We start from the raw sequence: 18,777 nt of genomic DNA on the forward strand, positions 1-18,777 counted from the left end.
TGCGTCCGCCCGTTGACTTCCCAGGTGCGCGGCCGTTCTCGCGGGTCCGGAGGCGCTCGCCGGCTCGGGCTCGCGCTCCGTTCTCGGCCGGCTCTCGCGACTGTCCAGGAGTTGTCGCACTCGCGGTCGAGTGCGACGACTTCTGGACAGTGGGCAGAGGCTCGGGTGAGGGCTCGCGAGTGCTCGAGAGTTGTCGCAGTCGACGCCGAGTGCGACGACTTCTGGACAGACGACTTCTGGACAGTGGGGGGAGGCCTCCCGGCGGCACGCGTCGTGCCCGGTGCCCGCGACCTAGGGTGAGGGCATGCATCCGCTCGACGCCCAGGACCCGCTCGCGCACTGCCCCGAGCTGTTCGTCCGCACCCCCGAGGTCCGCTCCTACCTCGACGGCAACTCGCTCGGCCGGCCGCTGCGCGCGAGCGTCGCCCGGCTCGCGCGGTTCGCGGAGGAGGAGTGGGGCGGCCGCCTCATCCGCGGCTGGGAGGAGGGCTGGCTCGACATGCCGCTCGAGGTCGGCGACGCCCTGGGCTCCGCGGTGCTGGGAGCCGCGGCCGGGCAGACGGTCGTCGCCGACTCCACGACCGTCCTGCTCTACAAGCTCGCCCGCGCGGCGATCGCCCGCCAGGCGGAGCAGGGGCGCGACGAGATCGTCGTGGACACCGACAACTTCCCCACCGACCGGTACGTGCTGGAGGGCATCGCGGCCGAGACCGGCAGCACGCTCCGCTGGATCGACTCCGACCCCGGGAGCGGCGTGGGCCCCGACGACCTCGCCCCGGTGCTCGGCGAGCGGACGGCGCTGGTGCTGCTCAGCCACGTCGCGTACCGCTCCGGGTTCCTCGCCGACGCCGCGGCGATCACCGCGCAGGCGCACGAGGCCGGCGCGCTGGTGCTCTGGGACGCCTCCCACTCCGTCGGCTCGGTGCCGCTCGAGCTCGACGCGTGGGGCGCGGACCTCGCGGTCGGCTGCTCCTACAAGTACCTCAACGGAGGCCCGGGGGCGCCCGCGTGGGCGTACGTCGCCTCCCGGCACCAGGGCTCGCTCGCGCAGCCGGTGCAGGGCTGGATGGGCGTCGCCGACATGTTCGAGATGGGCCCCGGCTACCGTCCGGCCGAGGGGATGCGGCGCTTCCTCAGCGGCACCCCGCCGATCACGGGCATGCTCGCGATGCAGGACATGATCGCGCTGATCGCCTCGGTCGGCATGCCGGCGGTGCGCGCGAAGTCGGAGGCGATGACGGCGTACGCGCTGGAGCTGGCCGACGCGTGGCTGGTGCCGCGCGGGGTGCGGGTGGCGACTCCGCTCGACCCCGCCCGACGCGGATCGCACGTGACGATCGCGCACGAGTCGTTCGCCGGCCTGGTGCCGCGGCTGCAGGCGGAGGGGATCGTGCCCGACTTCCGCCGACCCGACGGCATCCGGATCGGCCTCTCTCCGCTGTCGACAACCTTCGCCGAACTGGAGCTGGGCCTGGCCGCCGTCCGCGACTCCCTCACCTGACCCTGCCCTCCTCCTGCCCCCCCGGCCCGACTGAGGGAACCCCGAACCGTCGAGGGAACCCCGGGCAGCGGGTTCCCTCGACGGCTCAGGGTTCCCTCGGCGGGAGGGGCAGGGGGTCAGCGGGCGGCGCGGGTGCGGCGGGTGTTCTCGCGCTGCAGGGCCTCGACGAGCTCGGCCTTCGTCATGCGCGAGCGGCCGGAGACGTCCAGGCGCTTGGCGAGGTCCATCAGGTGCGCCTTGGTGGCGTTCGCGTCCACTCCGCCCGCCGTCTCGCCCCCGGGGGAGCGGCCGTGGCCCTCGGCGCGGGAGTCGGAGGGGCCGCTCTCGGCCTTGCGCTCCCAGTGGTCGCCGACCTTCTCGTACTCGTGCTTCAGCGCGGCGAAGGCGGTGCGGTGGGCGCGCTCGCCGTCTCCGTAGCTGTCGACGGCCGAGTCGTGCGCGGCCGACCAGAGCTTCTGCGCGTGCTCATCGGAGCGCTCGATCGTGGACGGGATCTGTTCCTCGCGGGGCATGGCGGCCTCCCTCTCGTCCTCCGACGCTACGTCGGGTCGGAGGTGCCGGTCACCCCGTTGACGGCGCGTGGCGGGGCGCCCGGGTCCCCGGAGCGCACTCGGGAGGCCGCTGCCGGTGTTCTCACCGCGACGACGCCGATGATGGGGCGATGTTCATCCCGACCAGAGCCGCCGGTCTCGAGGCGCTCGACGACTTCGTCGCCCGCGCCGGCTCCGCTTACGCCCGCGACCGCAACCACGACCTCGGACCATCCAGGGACAACGTCTCCGGGCTCTCGCCCTACGTCCGCCACCGCCTCGTCACCGAGCGGGAGGTCGTCGCCGCGGTCCTCGCGCGGCACCGCCTGACCGCAGCGGAGAAGTTCGTCCAGGAGGTGTTCTGGCGCACCTACTGGAAGGGCTGGCTCGAGCAGAACCCGGAGGTCTGGCGCCGCTACCGCCGCGAGGTGGCGGAGTCCTCCGCGGGCGATCCTCCGCCCGGGTATCTCGACGCGATCGGCGGACGCAGCGGCATCGACGCGATGGACGCGTGGGTGAGCGAGCTCGTCGAGACCGGGTACCTCCACAACCACGCCCGCATGTGGTTCGCGAGCATCTGGATCTTCACCCTCGGACTGCCCTGGCAGCTCGGCGCCGACTTCTTCTACCGGCACCTGCTCGACGGCGACGCCGCGTCCAACACTCTGTCGTGGCGGTGGGTCGCCGGCCTGCAGACCCCGGGCAAGACCTACCTGGCCTCCGCGTCCAACATCGCCCGCTACACCGAGGGGCGCTTCTCGCCGAGCGGCCTCGCCACCACGGCCCCCGCGCTCACGGAGGAGCCCTTCCCGCCGCGAGCACCGCTCAAGCAGGACGACGTCGTGGGGACCGTCGGCGCCCGCCCGGGCCTCCTGCTGCACGAGGAGGACCTCGAGGCGGAGAGCCTGCTCGCCGAGCAGCCGGGTCTGGCCGAGCGCCTCGTGGCGAGCGCCGTCGCCGGGGACGCGGGCGGGCGCTCGCCCTCCGGAGTCTCGGACGCCGTCGCCGCCTTCACCGCCGCGGCGCTCGCCGACGCCGCCGAGCGCACCTCCGACGCGAGCGGCCGGCCGGCGCGGGTGCTCGCGGACGCGCGTCCCGGGACGGTCGTCGACTGGGCGGTGTCCGAGCGGATCGACACCGTGGTGGTCCCGTACGCGCCGGTCGGGCCCGTCGGAGAGCGAGTGGAGGCGCTCCGCTCGGCTCTCGCCGACGAGGGGATCGCGCTCGTCACCGTGCGCCGCCGCTGGGACGGTGCCGCGTGGCCGTCGGCGTCGCGGGGGTTCTTCCCGTTCCGGAAGCGGATCCCGGCGCTGGTGCGCGACCTGGTCGAGCCCGCCGACGCGGCCCGCCTGTTCTGAGCCCCGTCCCGCGGAACCTGCCTGGTCCCGCGGGACGGGTGCCGCTCAGCCGAGCAGGCGGTCGCGGAGGAAGTCGCTCGCGAAGCGGCCCGCGGGGTCCCACTCGGAGCGGAGGGTCCGCCACTCGTCGAGGTGCGGGTAGAGCGGCGCGATCTCGTCGGCTCCGGCGAGGAAGTGCTTGCCCCAGTGGGGTCGGGCACCGAGCGGCAGCAGCGCGCCCTCGACGGCGGGAAGCACGGCGTCGACGCCGGCGCGGTCCTTCTTGAAGGTGAAGTGCACGCCCACGCTGTCGCGGCCTCCGGCGGGGGAGAGCCACTGGTCGTCGCCGGCCATGGTGCGCAGCTCCGTGATGAGCAGGACGTCGTCGATCCGCTCGCCGATCGCGCGCAGCGCCACGATCGCCTCGCGGACGTTCGCGCGCGGCACCATGTACTCGCTCTGGATCTCGTCGCCCGCGCTCGGCTCGCGGTCGAGGCGGAAGTGCGGCAGGCGCTCGGACCACGGTCCGACGGAGCCGCCGAACGGGTTCAGGTTGGAGTCGACTCCCTCCGAGACGGCGAAGAGGCTCGCGGAGGCGGCGACCGCGCCCAGGTGCGTCGCATCGACGTCGGCGACGGACCCCGCCGCCACCTTGGTCTTCAGCCACAGCTGCTCCACCGTCGGCGACGACCAGTGCGTCATGAGGCTGACGCTGTAGGCGGAGGAGGTGATCGCGTCGAAGTCGTCGAGCACGCGCTCCCAGGGCAGGTCGACGAACGCGTCCTGGCGGACGTCGAAGGTCGGCTGGATGTCGAGGGTCACGCGGGTGACGATGCCGAAGGCGCCGAGGCCGACGACGACGCCCTCGAAGCCCGGCTCCCCGCGGCGGATCGTGCGCAGCGAGCCGTCGGCGGTGACGAGCTCGAGGGCCGAGACGGCGGAGGAGAGGTTCGCGTTGCGGTCGCCCGAGCCGTGGGTGCCGGTCGCGATGGCGCCGGCGACGGAGATGTGCGGGAGCGAGCCCATGTTGTGCAGGGCGTAGCCGTTGCTGTGCAGGTGCGCGGCGACGACTCCGTAGCGGGTGGCGCCGCCGACGGTGACGGTGCTCGCCTCGGCGTCGATCACGGGGTCGGAGGCCAGGCGCCCCAGGTGCAGCAGTGCGCCGGGGGTGTCGGGCAGGGAGTTGAAGGAGTGGCGGCTGCCGAGGGCGCGGACGCGCTCGTTCTCGCGGACGAGGCGCTGCACCTCCTCGACGGACTCCGGCTCGATGATGGCGGCGGCGCGGTACTCGTAGGTGCCCGCCCAGTTGCTCCGTGAGGTCATCGGTCCATTCTGCCGGGGTTCTCGGGGATTTTGTTGTTGATTGCAACGAATGGGGGGAGATGCGAGTGCGGAGGGCGCGGGCGGTGAGGTACTGCTCGGTCCCCCGCGGGCGGGTCGCGGGGTGTGTGCGGGTGGGTGCGGACGGGTCACGTGGGCGTGCCCGGGTGAGGGCGTGGTGCGGCGTGGTCGGGCGCCCCGCTCCGCGAGATGCCACGCCCCAATCCGCGAGATGCCACCTCCCGTGCCGCGAGATGCCACTTGTGCGGGCGACACGCCGAGCCGAGCGGACTCAAGTGGCATCTCGCGGGTAGCCGGGTGGCATCTCGCGGGCGACCTCGTGGCATCTCGCGGGGGGAGAAAGCGCGTACCGGGCGCGCGGAGGGTCGCGTGGGCGTGCCCGGGTGCGCGGAGGGTCGCGTGGGCGTGCCCGGGCGCGTGGAGGGTCGCGTGGGCGTGCCCGGGCGCGGGAGCGGCGCGGAGTGCTCGGAGCGGAGAGAGCCGGAGACCCCACCGATCGCGGTGCGCGAGCCCGCTGTCGCCGGCGCTTCTTCCCTCCACAGGCGGGGTGATGGCTCCGTTGTCCCGATCCTGGTCGTGACCCCCGGCCCGATGTCGGTGGTCGCTGGTTCAATACGAGTATGAGAAGTTCGGGTGACGCGGCGCAGGAGGGTGGGGCGGTGCAGACGCTCGACGCGGTGCGGGCCCTCGCCGGTCTCGCGGCAGGGCTCGCCCGCTCCTCGGCACCGGTGCTGCTCGCGAGTGCCGTCGCCCTGCACACGGCGTACCGGGCGGCACTGCTCGTGCCGGAGTCGTTCGCGCGGGGGAGCGGCCTCTCGCGGAGCGAGGCGGGCGACCTCGTAGAGCGCTCGATCCGAGCCGAGTTCGCGATGGCGCTCGGCATGTCGGAGCGCGCGGCGTCTCGACGACTCGAGCACGCTCGGCTCCTCATCGAGGACCTCCCCGCGACCCGTGCCCTCCTGTCCGAGGCTCGGATCCTCTGGGAGGCCGGCGAGGTCGTCTGCGCTGCCGCCGCGTCCCTTCCCGCTTCGACGCGCGCGGCTTTCGACGAGCGGGCGGCCGCCGCGGCGCTCTCGCAGACGCCGACCCAGCTCCGCCGGACCGTGGCGCGACTGCGCGACGAGCTGCACGAAGAGCCGTTCACCGAGCGCCACGCCCGCGCCCGCGAGGACCGGAGCGTGTGGCTCGGCGCCGAGGCCGACGGCATGGCCACGCTCTGCGCCCTGCTGCCGGCCCCGGTCGCGCTCGGCGCCTACAACCGTCTCGACCGCATCGCCCGCTCTCTCCGCGACGGAGCGGACGCGGCGGGGATCGGGCTCGGGTTCGGCGCGACTGCGAAAGCGAGTGGGAATGCGAGTGCGGGTGCGGGTGCGGGTGCGTGTGCACATGGCGGTGCTGGCGCCGGTGGCGATGTCCGGGTGGCCGTCGGCGCGGGGGCGGACGCTGGTGCTGGTGCTGGTGCCGGGCTCGGCGCGGAGACGGGTGGTGGCGCCGTTGGCAACGCTGGCATCTCCCTCGGCGACGGCCGGACGCTCGCGCAGCTCCGGGCCGACGCCCTCGTCGATCTGCTCATCGACGGCGACATCGCCGGCGACGGATCCACGGGCGAAGGAGCGAGCGGAGTCCCCGCCTCCGTGTGCGGAGTCCGCGCGGACGTGCGCCTGACCCTGGCCGCGAGCACCGCGGTCGGCCTCGACGACGCGCCGGCCGACCTCGACGGGTACGGACTCGTCCCCGCCGACGTCGCCCGGGAGCTCGTGCGCACGGCGGCCTCTTTCACGCGGGTGCTGACCGATCCGGACACGGGAGCGGTCGCGTCGGTCGGCAGGACCGTCCGCGTCCCGCCCCCTCGGATGCGCCTCCAGCTGCAGCTGCGGGACCGGACCTGCCGGTTCCCCGGCTGCACCCGCCCGGCCTCGACGGCCGAGGCCGACCACACCCTCGAGTGGCGGAACGGAGGCGAGACCGCCCTCGGCAACCTGGCCTCGCTCTGCGTCGCGCACCACCACGTCCGCCACGGCGACCGCTGGACCTACGTCCTCCGTCCGGACGGCACCGTCGTCTGGACGACCCCCACCGGCCGGCGGATCACCGACCGACCGCAGGCGCTGCCCGGAGCCCCGCTGATGCCGACGCAACGACCGACGGCGCACTCATCTCGAGAATCGTCGCCGGAACCGCCGCCGCAGCCGCCACGATCCTCATCGTCGCGGTCGTGGTCATCGCGGCCGGGGTCATCGCGGTCGTCGTCACCTCGACCGTCGCCCTCGCTGCTGTCCCCGACGCGGCCGAGATTCGTGGACGCGCCTCCGCCGTTCTGACCCCCAGCCCGACCTGCGGGGCCGATCGACACTCTGCCCGATCCGCGGTGCTGCGACTCTGTGCCTGGTGACGCGCGGGCGCCTCCGCGCAGTCCTGCCTCCAGGGCCGCGGGGCCTGTCGGTGAGCTCGCAATTCGTCGAGCCTCGAGCCCCGCAGCCGGCGTGCCGGCGTGCCGTCGTGCGTCGGTGCCCCCGTTCCGGCTGCCGGACGCCCCCGCCGCACAGGAGAGCCGTCGAACCGAGGACATCGCGACCGAACGACCTCCACATGACTCGCGTTCTCCGGCGTCCGCCGCGTCCGTCGCCCCCTGCCCCGTCCGGTCATGAGCGCCAGGCCGCGGCGACCGCTCCACGCCGCCCGTGCGGCCGCCCGCGCTCAGCGGATGCCGCTGCGAGCGAACCCCTGCACGAAGTAGCGCTGGAAGCACAGGAACAGCAGCACCATCGGCAGCACCGAGACCAGCGCCAGCGCCATGCTCGCGCTGTAGTCCGGCGTCGACTGGCCCTTCAGATAGAGCAGCCCGATCGGCAGCGTGAACAGCTCGTTGTCCTTCAGGGCGATCAGCGGCCAGGCGAAGTCGTTCCAGCTGCCGAGCAGAGTCAGCAGGATCAGGACGGCGATCAGCGGCTTCGAGAGCGGCAGCACGATCTGCAGGAACACGCGCAGGTGGCCGGCGCCGTCAATCCGCGCCGCCTCGATCAGCTCCTCCGGGATGGAGAGGAAGAACTGCCGGGCCAGGAAGATCCCGAAGGCCGCCGCCGCGCCGGGCAGGATCACCGACCAGTAGGTTCCGTAGATCTGCAGCCCGGTCACGAGCTTGAACTGCGCGACCATGATCGCCTGCACCGGGATCATCATCGTGGCCAGTGCGAGCAGGAACAGCAGGTTCCGCCCGGGGAAGCGCAGCCGTGCGAAGCCCCAGCCGGCCAGCAGGTTCACCACGACGGTGAACACCGTGACGAACGCCCCGATCACGACCGAGTTGACGAACCACTCGCCCACGGGGAATCGAGCGAACACCGTCGTGAAGTTCTCGAACGAGATCTCGCTCGGCCAGAAGCGGGGCGGGCCCGGCGCGAACACCTCGCCGCGCGGCGAGAACGCGATGACGAGCATCCAGTACAGCGGGAAGAACACGATCGCCGAGGCGACGATCGCGACGACGAGGCGGACGACGAGTCCGGAGCGGGAGCCGTCGCGGCGGGAGGGGCGCCGGCGAGGGGTCTCGCGGGCGGTGGCCGCGGCGACCGCGGCGGGCGTGGTGACGGTGGAGGACGACATGAGGGCTCCTAGTCGACGAGGTCGCGCGTGCGGCTCGTGCGCCACTGCAGGTAGGTGAAGGCGAGGGAGACCAGCAGGATGACGACACCGAGCGCGGCGCCGTAGCCCTGCTCGCGGACCTGGAAGCCGTTGCGGTACGCGTAGGTGCCGAGCACCGAGGTCGAGAAGCCCGGGCCGCCGCCCGTCATCACGAAGACGATGTCGAAGACCTGGAACGAGGCGATCACGTTCATGATCAGCAGGAAGAAGGTGGACGGGCCGACCAGCGGCACCGTCAGCGCGCGGAACTGCTGCCAGCGCGTCGCTCCGTCGATCCGGGCGGCCTCGTAGAGCTCGGGCGAGACGCTCTGGAGGCCCGCCAGGTAGATCACCATGTTGAAGCCGATCCGCAGCCACACCGCGGTCAGCATCACCGAGATCATCGCCGCGGAGCCGTCCGACTGCCAGGCGACCGGCGAGGCCCCGAGCGAGCTCAGCACCTTGTTCACGATGCCCGAGGACTCGCTGAAGATCGTGACCGCGATCATCCCGGAGGCGACGCCCGAGATCACCAGCGGCAGCACGATCACCGTGCGGAAGATCCCGCGCGCGGGCAGCACGGAGTTGAGCAGCACGGCCAGGCCGAGCCCGCCCGCGAGCTCGAGCGGCACGGTGACCGCGGTGAAGAGGAGCGTGTTGCCCAGGCTCTGCCAGAACACCGGGTCGGCGCCCATCCGCAGGTAGTTCGCGAAGCCGACCCACTCCGGAGTGCCGAAGCCGCGCGACTCCTGGAACGAGAGCTGGATCGCCCAGAGGATCGGCACGAACAGGAACAGCGCCATCAGGAGCAGGTTCGGGCCGACGAAGCCGAGGCCGGCGAGGGCCTCGCGGGTGCGGGCCGACCGCGGCCGGGTGGAGGAGCCCGCCCGGCCGCGGAGGGTGGTGGCGGTCATCAGCTGGTCGCCTGCTGGATGGCCGCGTCGAGGCCGGAGAGGGTCTCCTCGGTGCTGCGTCCGCCGACGAACGCCTCCTCGAGCTGGTCCTGCATCGCGACCGAGATCTTCGCGAGGAACGGCGAGGTGAGCTGCTGCACGTCGCGCGGCGTGATCGTCGCGGCCTGCTCGACGAAGACGGGCATCACGTCCGGGCGCACCGCGAAGTCGATCGACGCGGGGTCGATGTCGGACCGGGTGGGCAGCTCGTTCGTCGCGGCGCAGAACTCGGCCATGGTGTCGGCCTGCGTCATGAACGAGAGGAACTCGGTCGCGAGCTCGGCGTTGTCGGTGTCGGCGGTGGCGACGAGGGCGTTGCCGCCGAGGTCGGTCGCGCCGCGCTCGTCGACGGGCATCGGAGTCGCGGCCCACTCGAAGTCGGCCAGGTTGTCGATGTCGGGGACGAGGAACGAGCCGGCGAAGGCCATCGCCGTCGTCTGCTCGGTGAAGAACGAGTCGGCGTAGGTGGCCGACTTGACCGAGCTGGTCGGCGGGACCCAGGAGTTGTCGAAGAAGCTCTTCGTGAAGTCGAGCGCCTTCGCGCCGGCCTCGGAGTCGATGGCGGGGGTGGTGCCGTCCTCCTCGAGCAGGGTGCCGTCGGCCTCGAACAGCCAGCTCAGCCAGCGGGGCGTGCCGCCGAGCTGCCAGTTGTAGGCGAAGGGGTACTGCTCGGCGGGCAGGCTCGCGCGGAGCTTCGCCGACACGTCGGCGAACTCCTCCCAGGTCCACGCCTCGTCGGCGGTGGTGGGGATGTCGGTGACGCCGGCCGCCGCGAGCAGCTGCGTGTTGACCAGCAGCGCAGAGACGTCTGTCTGGTGCGGGACCCCGTAGGGCTTCCCCTCGAATGAGACGGCCTCCTGGAACGCGGGCGTGAAGGAGTCGAAGTCGTCGATCCGGTCGGTCAGGTCGAGCAGCTGCTCCTGGCTGGAGTAGACGCCGAGGTTGCCGTAGTCGACGCGGAACACGTCGGGTGCCTCGCCCGACGACAGCTGCGCGTCGATGTTGCTGAACATCTGGTCGTAGGGCACGACGTTGAGCTCGACGCTCGCGCCGTCGTTCTCGGCCTCGAAGTCGGCGATGAGCGACTCGAAGGCCGCCTGCTCCGACTCGCTCGCCCAGGTGGTGAAGGTGATGGAGTCGCCGTCGGCGGAACCGCCGCCGCCTCCGCCTCCGAAGCCGCTGCAGCCGGTGAGGGCGGCGGTCGACGCCAGGACGGCGGCGAGGGGGATGAATCGTCTGCGCATGGGTGGTCTCCTGCTGTGAAGGGTCGGACGGGGGCGGGGTCGGGTGGCCGCGTCAGGCGGGGCGGCGGAGGGCGGTCTCGACGAGCGAGACGAGGCCGTGGGGGCCGAGCTGGCCGGCGAGCAGGTCGAGCGGAGTGGGGACGGGCAGCGCGGAGGCGGCGCGGCCGAGGCGGGAGGCGGGCACGGGGGCGGCCTCGCGCTCCTCCGGCCCCGGGTCGGCGAGTGCCAGCGCGACGGTGGCGGCCACGTCCTCGACCGCGCGCACGCAGCCGAAGCGGATGATCCGCTCGTCGTCGATCAGGGCCTCGCCGTAGCCCGAGCGGAACGCCGAGCGCTGTCCGTCGGTGATCGGCCGCGAGTAGATGACGCCCAGCTCGATCAGCAGGAGGTCGACCTCGCGCGGCGCGACCGTGGCCTCGTCGAAGTCGATCAGCCAGGGGCGGCCGGCCTCGTCGATCACGACGTTGCCGGGATGAGGGTCACCGTGGAGGGGTACGCGGGAGGTGGGTGTGCGGGTGCGCTTCAGCCGCCGCTCGGCGAGGGCGAGGGCGTCGAGGCGGGAGCGGTGCTCGTTCCACACCGCGGTGAGGCGCGGATGCGCGTCGTCGGCGGTGAGGCGCTCGTCCGTCTCGGCGAGCAGATCGGCCGGCCGGCGTCGGAGGCGCCGGATCCCCCGCCGGACGGGCGGGGCGACCGCCGGCGGCTCGGCGTCGTGCACGGAGCGCAGCACGGCGCCGAATCCGTGCCAGTCGAGCGCGTCCTCACCGGTCTCGACGGCGTCCTCGCCGAGGATCCACGGCGCGAGCGAGACGCGCTGGCCGGCGTCCTCGGTCCAGGGCAGGCCGTCGGAGGCGCGCCGCGGGCTCGCGATGCCGCGCACGCCCGCCTCCCCGAGGCCTGCGGAGAGCGCAAGGCCGAAACGGCCGTCGCGGCGCGAGGCCTTCACGCTCCAGAGGGCGCCGTCGGCGTCGGAGGCGCACCAGACGCGGGCGCCGTGGTCGAGTCCGCCGACGACCGGCTCGAGGTCGACGAGTCCGACGCCGAACTCGCGGCGCACCAGCGTGCGCGCCCAGGCGCCCGCCTCCTCGATCGTGTCCATCAGCCTCATGCTGGCGGGCCGACGCCCCGCGGACACGTGCTTGCGCGATCGCGTTTCTTGCGTATGCGTGCGCGCAGAGCGCGGGCTGAGACGGGCTCTCAGCCGTGCGAGGTGAGGGAGGAGGGCTCTCTACCGGGCCGGGCGGGCGCTCCGGCGACCGATGCTGCTGCCGGTGACGGCTCGTCCTCCGGACCGTCCGAGGAGGAACCACGCGAGCGATCCCAGGAACGGGGCGAACACGACGGCGACCGTCTACAGGCCCTTCGTGAGCGGGTCGTGGTCGGACCGGAGGATCTGCAGGACCGCGAGGACGGCGACTCCGACGTACGCCGCCCCGCACAGAGCGACGAGGAGGTGGTGGTGAGCAGTGGGATGTCCATCGCTTCACGCTACGCGCGCCTCGGCGCTTCCGGATCCTGCGCGAGGGGAGGCGTCCGCTGCGCCGATGCCAGGGCAGCGGTGGTCAGCGGGGCGGGGCCCCGGTGATCGTCCGCGGACCGTCGGCGGGGAAGAGGGCGATCCGCGCCTCGACTCCCTGCTGCCGGATCGTGAGCACGGGAGCCGTCAGCGCCCGACCGTGGTGGTAGCCCGTCACCGACTCAGGTGTCTCCCCTCCGGTGAGGGGCAGGAACGCGATCGGCGAGAGGTCCGCGTCGGCGCGGAACAGCGAGAGCGCCCTCGCCGTGACGACGGCCAGCAGTACGGCGTCGGACTTCGCCGCCCGCAGCGAGGCGAGGTCGACCGCAGCGCCGGCGATCGCGAGCGTCCGCAGCGAGGACAGAGTCTCCGGAGTGTTCAGCACCGCGGTGACGCCGCCGTCGGGATGCTCGGCGCGCAGCCTCTCGAGGCTCGGCCGGGACCACCGCTCCTCGAGGCGCCGCCGAAGACGGAAGCCCAGCACCGCGACGATCACGGCGACCACCGCGAGCACCACGCCCCAGCCTCCGTAGAGCTCGGAGGCTCTGGCCGCCGACCATGCGGCTGCGACCCCGACGGTCACCGCGAACACCGTCTCGCTCCCGAGCGACCGCAGCCGGGTGGACTGCACCTCCTGCGTCACGAGCGCTCCTCCGGGCCGGGATCCTCGAGCGGGATCACATCAGCGCATGATCGCACCGGCGCCTGCGGGCCGGGCGCGGATCCGCGGCGGTGCGGGGGTGCGGAGGTGCGAGGGTCGGAGACACCGCTCGGGCGATCCGACCCCGGTGAGAGACACCGCCGGTCATCGGTCTCGGGACCGCGGCAGCGTCACGCGGAAGCGAGCGCCGACGGGCCCAGCCTGCGCGACGAGGTCGCCGCCGAGCGCCCGCGCGAGTCCACGCGCGATCGGCAGGCCGAGCCCCGAGCCGCCGTCCGCGCGGTTGCGGGCGTCGTCCAGGCGGACCAGTCGGTCGAACACGCGCTCGCGGTCGGCCTCGGCGATTCCGGGGCCGTCGTCGTCCACGGTGATCGTGACGGAGTCGGCACCGGCCTCGACGGCCACGTCGATCCGGGAGTGGGCGAAGCGGGCGCCGTTCTCGAGGAGATTGCCGAGCACCTGGGCCAGCCGGTCGGCGTCGGCGCTGACCAGGAGCGGCTCGGCCGACCGGTGCAGCTCGATCGCGAGGCCCGGCCGGCGCAGCTCCTGGCGCTCGATCGCGGCCTCCGCGACGCCCGCCGGGTCGAGCGGACGCGTCTCCAGAGCCAGGCCCTCGTCGAGCCGCGCCATCAGCAGCATGTCCTGGATCAGGCGGCCCGCGCGCAGCGACTCCCGCACGACGTGCACCGAGAGGCGCTCGCGCTCCTGCTCGCCGCCGTCGGCGCGGACCAGGGCGTCGGCGGCGGCCTGGATCCCCGCGACCGGCGTCCGCAGCTCGTGCGCGGCGTCCGAGACGAAGGCGCGCATCCGCTGCTCCGCCGCGAGGGCCGTCGCCTCGGCCGCGAGGGCGCTGCGCTCGGCCTGCTCGAGGTCGTCGAGCATCTCGTCGAACGCGGTCGCGGTGCGGCCGAGCTCGGTGCGCGGCCGGGAGGGACGCAACCGCCGCCCGCGGTCGCCGTGCGCGATGTCGCGGGCCACGTCGGTCATCCGCTCGAGGGGCCGGAGGGTCGCGCGGACCACGACGATCAGCGCGAGCGCGGCCAGCAGGAGGAACACGGCCGACGCGGCGAGCAGGATCCCGTTCAGCTGCGCGAGCGTGCTGCCGACCGAGCCGGCCTCGCTGGTGAGCTCGAGCCGGGTGCCGTCGCTGAGGGTCGACTCGAGGGTGATCAGCTCGTCGTCGCCGGTGACGCTGCTCGAGACGACGGTGACGGCGGCGGAGGCGGCCCGGGGCGAGACGGCTCCGGAGGAGGAGCTCGTGCCGGGCGGCGACGGCGGCTCGCCGAGCTGGTCGGCGGCTCCCGGTCCGCGGCGCAGCTCCTCCGGACTCGGGCCGGCCACGACGTCCTCGCCCTCGGGACTCGTGATGCGCACCGAGACGCCCTGCGCCGAGAGCCGGGAGGCGAGGGCGTCGTCGTCGATGGTGCCGACCAGCGCGGCGGCGGCGGAGGCGCGGTCCTGCAGCCGCTCCTCGATCTGGTCGCGCAGGCGCTCGCCGAGCACTGCCTGCACCGTCGCCGAGAGGGCCAGGAGCAGCACGGCCAGCAGTGCGAGCACGGCCAGGACCGTGCGGAGGCGGAGCGAGCCGGTGCGCAGGGCGCCCGGCTGGGCGCGGCTCACGCCTCCACCCGGTAGCCGAGGCCGCGGACGGTGTGCACGAGCCGGTCGCCGTGCGCCTCCATCTTCTTGCGGAGGGAGCTGAGGTGCACCTCGACGAGGTTCGGGTCGACGTGGTCGTAGCCCCAGACCTGCGTGAGGATCTGCGTCTTGGTCAGGGTGCGGCCGCGGTTGCCGGCGAGGAAGGCGAGGAGGCGGAACTCGGTCGCGGTGAGGTCGAGGGCGACGCCGCCGCGGCGGGCGCGGCCCGACTCCGGATCCACGACCAGGTCGCCGATCTCGACGACGGAGGGGATGCGGCCGCGGCGCCGCAGCACGGCGGTCACGCGCTTGACGAGCTCGGCGAGCACGAACGGCTTCACCACGTAGTCGTCGACGCCCTCGTCGAAGCCGCGGAGGCGGTCGTCGACCGCGTCGCGGGCGGTCAGCATGATCACGGCCGCGTCGCTGCTGCGGCGGATCCGCTCGGCGAGCACGATGCCGCTCGGGCCGGGGAGCATCCAGTCGAGGATCACCAGGTCCGGAGCGAAGGTGCTCAGCTCGCGGGCGAGGTCCTCGCCGGAGACGAGACCGCGGACCGTGAAGCGCTCGCTGCGCAGCGCGGTCTCGACGGAGGAGCGGATGGCGTCGTCGTCCTCGATGAGGAGCACACGGGCGGAGGAGGGCATGGGCTCGAACCTAGGGGCCGCGGATCGGGGCGCACCCGGCGTCTGCTGTGGAGGATCTGTTCTTAAGTGCGGCTTCAGATTCGCCTTCGACTCTGAAAGAGAACCGGCCGCAACCGATCCCGAACGGGGTCGGCACCGGGCCGGAACGAGGAGACACCCATGACCGAGTCGACCACCCCCGCCGAGAAGGGCTCGAGCTTCGGGCCGCGCCGTCCGAAGAAGCGCGCCCTGACCATCGGCATCGCCGTCGGCGCCCTCGGACTCGTCGCGCTCGGCTCGACCGCCGCCTTCGCCGCGACGCCGTCGAGCACGCCGACCTCCAGCGCCACCCCGCTGCACTCCACCGCGAGCGCCGCGCCGTCAGCACCGTCGACCGGCACGCCGTCGACCGACGCGCCCGCCGAGGGCACCGCTCCCACCCCGCCCGGCCCCGGCCACTGCGGCCCCGCGGGCCCCGGCGCCGCGACGCTGCCGACCCCGCCCGCCGACGGCTCCGCGCCGACGCCTCCGACCGACGCGCCGACCCCGCCGAGCGACGGCTCCGCGCCGACGCCCCCGACCGACGCGCCCACCCCGCCCACCGACGGCTCGGCGCCCACCCCGCCCACGGATGCGCCGACCCCGCCCGCCGCCCCGACCGACGGCTCGGCGCCCACCCCGCCCACGGACGCGCCGACCCCGCCGACCGACGCGCCCACGCCTCCGGCCGTCGCCCCGACCCCGCCGGCCGATGGCTCGATGCCCACGCCTCCTGCCGCCGCTGACGGCTCGGCCCCGACCCCGCCCACGCCGCCGGCCGCCGCTGACGGCTCGATGCCGACCCCGCCCGCCCCGGGCGAGTGCGGTCCCGCCGGACACCCCGCCCCGCCGGCCCCCGCCGACGGCTCCGCGCCCTCGGCTCCCTCTGGAACCCCCGCGCCCTCCGAGAGCACCGCTCCCGACTCCGAGGACGCACCCACCGGAAGCTGACACTCGCCCCACCCGCCCCGCTCGCCCCGTTCGCGCGGGGGAACGCCGACGGCCCGGAGGACACTGTCCCCCGGGCCGTCGGCGTCGGTCAGCGCGCGTCGCGGCGTCGGCGCGTCACTCCGAGCGCGAGCGCTCCACCGGCGAGCAGGGCGAGGGCCGCCGCGGCGGTCCAGCCCGTCTCGACGCCGGTGCTCGCGAGTCCCGAGCCGTTCCGCGGAGGAACGGCGCCGACCGGAGCGGGAGCCGGCGTGCGGGTCGGCTCGGCCGAGGGCTGCGCGGTCGGCTGTGCGGTCGGCGCCGTGGTCGGTTCAGCCGTCGGCGCCACGGTCGGCGCCACCGTCGGCGCCACGGTCGGCTGCGCAGTCGGCGCAACAGTCGGCTCCGGAGTCGGCACCGTCCCCGCCCCGAACACGGACTCCGCGGAGCCGAGCGACGCGAGCACCGTCTCGCCGTTCGCGTCGTCCACGCCGTCGTTGTCGGTCACCGCGAACACCTCGCCGGAGCCGGTGATCCCGAGGCCCTCGAGCTTCTCCTGGATCCAGCCGTTCCCGGCCTGCAGTGCCGGCAGCACGTCGACCGCGAGGGTCTTTTCGAGCACCGGCAGCGTCTCGCCGACCGCCGCGCCGGCCTCCGTCGGCAGCGGCACCGTGTATACGGCCTTCAGCGCGGCGTCCGGTCCGTTCAGCTTGTCGCGCTCGATCACCGCGAGCGTGCCCGCGGGGGTCAGCGTGATCTCCGAGAGCCCGTTCCAGTCGCCGTCGGCGCCGGACACGGCCTCCAGCGGGTACCCGAAGAAGCTCCAGGTGCCGGCGGCGACGTCGTAGCGCCCGATCCGGACCACTCCGTCGGCGTCGATCGAGGCCTCGCGCTGCAGCGCCGTCCAGACGATCTCGCCGTCGGCGCCGTCCTCGACGGTCACTCCCTCGAAGCCCTGCTTGCCCAGCGCGGAGGCGAGCTCCGCGGGGAGGGCGATCCGCTCGGTCACCGCGGCGTCCGCATCGAGCCGCAGGAGCGCGTTGCCGTCGCCGGTCCCGCCCTCCGTCACGGCCCAGAAGCCGCCGTCGGCGCGGGCGGCGATCCCCTCCAGATCCAGCGCGGCGGGCTCGCCGCCCTCGGTCACCGTGAGCGTCGTGTCGAGCAGCGCCGGCGAGACGGAGGTGTCGATCGAGTGGAGCGTGCTCGGCGCGTACGCGCTGTCGCTCACCGCGTACAGGCGCTCGGGCGCCGACGGGTCGGTCGAGAGGCCCGAGAGCGCGCCCCACGGCAGCGGCGATCCGTCGACATCCGCCGACAGCACGGTCGGGAACGCGGGGGTGGAGGCTCCTAGCGCGTAGAGCTGCACGCTGGCGCGGACGGCGGCCTCGGCGTCGTCGGTCTCGCTCGAGACGACCAGCAGGTCGCGCTCGGGCAGGGCGAGCAGACCCTCCGGGCCGGGAGTCGACGGCAGCGCCTGGACGAAGCGCGGCGCAGTCGGCTCCGACACGTCGTAGACGGCCACGAAGTTGGCACGCTCGGCACCGACGAACACGTAGGGGACGCCGTCGAAGGTGGCCGAGAGCAGGCCCTCGGGCTCGGAGCCCTTGGCGTCGGAGCGCTTGTCCGGGTACAGCCCGAGGCGCACCGCCAGGTGGTCGAACGAGTTGCCGGCGTCCCACTGCACGGCTCCGGTCGCGGCGTCGAGGATCGACCAGCCGCGCGTGCCGCCCTTCCAGTCGCCCTCGTTCGCGATCGCGACGTGGTCGTCGCCGACCCAGCCGATCGCGTCGGGCTCGCGCGGGACGTCGGTGATCGAGCCGGTCAGCGAGATCGAGTCGTCGTCGAGCGTGTCGATGCTGCTGACGGAGGCGGTGCCCGCGGTGTAGGAGGCAGTGACGGAGCGCGTGGCCAGGTCGACGATCGCGACGGCGTTGTTCTCCTGCAGCGTCACGGCGACGGCGGTGTCGGCCGGGTTGATCGAGACGTACTCGGGCTCCGGGTCCGACGGGGTGTCGAGGCCGTCGAGGCCGGTGAGGTCGACGTGCTCCGGCACCCAGGCGGAGGGGTCGCCCGCGAGGTCCATGACCACGAGCTCCCCGGCGGGCGCCTGCGGGAGGTCGCCCTCCTCGCCGCCCTCAGGGGCGAGGTCCTCGTCGCGCTGGTTCTCGATCGCGATGACCGCGGTCGAGCCGTCGGTGGTGACGTCGATGGAGTCGGGCTGGCCGCCGAGCTCGATGCTCGCGACGGGCGCGAGGTCGTCGGCGTGCAGCACGCTGACGTGGCCGGAGGGGTTCGCGAAGTCGCCGTCGCTCGTGTCGACCACCGCGAGCACGTACTCGCCGGTCGCGTAGACCGAGGTCGGCTCGCCGCCCACGCCGACGCCGCCGAGCGGCTCGGGGGAGTCGGGGTCCGAGATGTCGAGGACGTTGATGCGCTGCCCGGCGGAGTCCGTCGAGTAGACCAGGCGGCCGTCGGGCGACGCGCTCGAGATCTCGGCGACGGCGGAGTCGGCGGACGGGTCGGCCGCGTTCAGGTACGCCGGCACCGTGGCGATGCGGGTGAAGAAGGAGTCGCCCGCTGCGGAGGCGGGCAGGGCCGCGGCACCGAGGGTACAGCCGGCGAGGGTGACGGTGAGAGCGAGGGCGGCAGTGCGGGTGCGGGTGCGGGTATGACGAGAGGACACGGGTCTCCTGAGCGGCTTCGAAGGAACCCGCCCACGCTGGCCGCCCCCGGTGAACGCACCGCCGCCCGCAGGTGTCCGCCCGGCGAACGCGCGGTGTCCGCGCCCACCCGGCTGGCCGGCGCGCACGACGTCGGCCGAGAGGTGGGGGCGTCGCCTCCTG

Annotated in this window: 14 protein-coding genes; 4 read left to right on the forward strand and 10 right to left on the reverse strand. The window is 73.9% G+C overall.

Annotated elements, in window-relative coordinates; genetic code table 11:
* Window positions 1-304 precede the first annotated feature (304 nt).
* Entirely contained in the window at window positions 305-1,501 is a 1,197-nt protein-coding gene (locus GSU45_RS01550; protein ID WP_159912128.1) for an aminotransferase class V-fold PLP-dependent enzyme, read from the forward strand.
* 116 nt (window positions 1,502-1,617) lie between these two features.
* Here the strand turns inward: GSU45_RS01550 and GSU45_RS01555 are convergent, their stop codons facing one another.
* Window positions 1,618-2,013, reverse strand: coding sequence for a ChaB family protein (locus GSU45_RS01555; protein WP_159912130.1), 396 nt, complete (start codon window positions 2,011-2,013; stop codon window positions 1,618-1,620).
* 149 nt (window positions 2,014-2,162) lie between these two features.
* Here GSU45_RS01555 and GSU45_RS01560 point away from each other — a divergent pair, with 149 nt between their 5' ends.
* Window positions 2,163-3,389, forward strand: a complete 1,227-nt coding sequence (locus GSU45_RS01560; protein WP_159912132.1) for an FAD-binding domain-containing protein — start codon at window positions 2,163-2,165, stop codon at window positions 3,387-3,389.
* A gap of 45 nt (window positions 3,390-3,434) precedes the next feature.
* On the opposite strand, the gene GSU45_RS01565 is transcribed toward GSU45_RS01560, so the two are convergent.
* Entirely contained in the window at window positions 3,435-4,691 is a 1,257-nt protein-coding gene (locus GSU45_RS01565; RefSeq protein ID WP_159912134.1) for an FAD-binding protein, read from the reverse strand.
* A 677-nt stretch (window positions 4,692-5,368) separates the two neighbouring features.
* On the opposite strand from GSU45_RS01565, the gene GSU45_RS01570 reads away from it, so the two are divergent.
* The gene (locus GSU45_RS01570) at window positions 5,369-7,030 is read left to right on the forward strand and encodes an HNH endonuclease signature motif containing protein (protein WP_159912136.1); all 1,662 of its coding nucleotides are present in this window, start codon (window positions 5,369-5,371) and stop codon (window positions 7,028-7,030) included.
* A 376-nt stretch (window positions 7,031-7,406) separates the two neighbouring features.
* On the opposite strand, the gene GSU45_RS01575 is transcribed toward GSU45_RS01570, so the two are convergent.
* The 7 genes from GSU45_RS01575 to GSU45_RS01605 all read right to left on the reverse strand — a co-directional run bounded on the left by GSU45_RS01575 (window position 7,407) and on the right by GSU45_RS01605 (window position 14,989).
* The gene (locus GSU45_RS01575; protein WP_159912138.1) at window positions 7,407-8,312 is read right to left on the reverse strand and encodes a carbohydrate ABC transporter permease; all 906 of its coding nucleotides are present in this window, start codon (window positions 8,310-8,312) and stop codon (window positions 7,407-7,409) included.
* 8 nt (window positions 8,313-8,320) lie between these two features.
* Complete coding sequence (locus tag GSU45_RS01580) at window positions 8,321-9,244, reverse strand: sugar ABC transporter permease (protein WP_159912140.1); 924 nt, start codon at window positions 9,242-9,244, stop codon at window positions 8,321-8,323.
* Entirely contained in the window at window positions 9,244-10,527 is a 1,284-nt protein-coding gene (locus tag GSU45_RS01585) for a sugar ABC transporter substrate-binding protein (protein ID WP_244248175.1), read from the reverse strand. The genes GSU45_RS01580 and GSU45_RS01585 overlap by 1 nt, the downstream gene beginning before the upstream one ends.
* A 52-nt stretch (window positions 10,528-10,579) precedes the next feature.
* Entirely contained in the window at window positions 10,580-11,626 is a 1,047-nt protein-coding gene (locus tag GSU45_RS01590; protein ID WP_159912142.1) for an aminoglycoside phosphotransferase family protein, read from the reverse strand.
* Between the two features lie 463 nt (window positions 11,627-12,089).
* On the reverse strand, window positions 12,090-12,686 hold the full coding sequence (locus tag GSU45_RS01595) for a hypothetical protein (RefSeq protein WP_159912144.1): 597 nt from the start codon (window positions 12,684-12,686) through the stop codon (window positions 12,090-12,092).
* Window positions 12,687-12,848: 162 nt separating this feature from the next.
* Window positions 12,849-14,324, reverse strand: a complete 1,476-nt coding sequence (locus tag GSU45_RS01600; RefSeq protein WP_159912146.1) for a HAMP domain-containing sensor histidine kinase — start codon at window positions 14,322-14,324, stop codon at window positions 12,849-12,851.
* The gene (locus GSU45_RS01605) at window positions 14,321-14,989 is read right to left on the reverse strand and encodes a response regulator transcription factor (RefSeq protein ID WP_104225192.1); all 669 of its coding nucleotides are present in this window, start codon (window positions 14,987-14,989) and stop codon (window positions 14,321-14,323) included. Before GSU45_RS01605 ends, GSU45_RS01600 begins: the two co-directional genes overlap by 4 nt.
* Window positions 14,990-15,148: 159 nt before the next feature.
* Between GSU45_RS01605 and GSU45_RS01610 the strand changes: the two genes are divergently transcribed.
* The gene (locus GSU45_RS01610) at window positions 15,149-15,958 is read left to right on the forward strand and encodes a hypothetical protein (RefSeq protein ID WP_159912148.1); all 810 of its coding nucleotides are present in this window, start codon (window positions 15,149-15,151) and stop codon (window positions 15,956-15,958) included.
* 88 nt (window positions 15,959-16,046) lie between these two features.
* Here the strand turns inward: GSU45_RS01610 and GSU45_RS01615 are convergent, their stop codons facing one another.
* Window positions 16,047-18,617 carry an esterase-like activity of phytase family protein gene (locus GSU45_RS01615; RefSeq protein WP_208543474.1) on the reverse strand — a complete coding sequence of 857 codons (2,571 nt, stop codon included), beginning with the start codon at window positions 18,615-18,617 and terminating at the stop codon, window positions 16,047-16,049.
* Between the last annotated feature and the right edge of the window lie 160 nt (window positions 18,618-18,777).

Source organism: Rathayibacter sp. VKM Ac-2801 (assembly GCF_009834245.1).
Taxonomy (GTDB): Bacteria; Actinomycetota; Actinomycetes; order Actinomycetales; family Microbacteriaceae; genus Rathayibacter.